Raw genomic sequence first — 600 nt, 5'->3', positions numbered from 1 at the left:
GCAGTTTTTCCATTCAGTGACATAAGTTAGTTTTCCCTTATCCGAACTCTGATGTTGCTTTATCTACCTACTTAACATGCTACCCGAGCAAAATAAGGGCTAAAGCGGTCTCTCGCGCAGGAAGTTCAGGATGAAAGAAAGCCTGCACGCCCTTGCCATCAGGACAAAAAAAACCCCAGCACGAAGCTGGGGTTAAGTTATTGAGGCAGGTTTCATACAGGCAAGAAACCTATCGAGCAGTGACTTCTTTATAGTCCTTAACGCGCCGCACTCCAAGCTAAAAGTTTGATAAGTTGTGAAAGCCCCGTTACGACTTTTATCCACAGGCTAGGCACTTAAGGGATTGTTTACCAAATGAAATCACTGTTTTTCCGACCCGCTATGCGGGCAGTGGCCCTTGCTGCCACCGTTTTGGTAATGCCGCAAAGCGCTGCTGCTGAGCCCATGCATGGCATAGCTATGTATGGTGAGCCAGCGCTTCCACCTGATTTTGTGTCCCTACCCTACGCCAATCCCGATGCACCCAAAGGTGGGCGCATTGCCTTTGGCGAAGTGGGTGGTTTCGATTCGCTCAATCCGCATATCCGCAAAGGCTCTGTT

Annotated in this window: 1 pseudogene; it reads left to right on the top strand. The window is 49.2% G+C overall.

Annotation, left to right across the window (positions count from 1 at the left end):
- Nucleotides 1-381 precede the first annotated feature (381 nt).
- A pseudogene (locus tag ACPGUT_RS16110) lies at nucleotides 382-600 on the top strand (ABC transporter substrate-binding protein); the annotation flags it as partial.

Source organism: Halocynthiibacter sp. (genome assembly GCF_049608145.1).
Classification (GTDB): domain Bacteria; phylum Pseudomonadota; class Alphaproteobacteria; order Rhodobacterales; family Rhodobacteraceae; genus Halocynthiibacter.
This window is presented reverse-complemented; position numbering and strand designations above follow the sequence as displayed.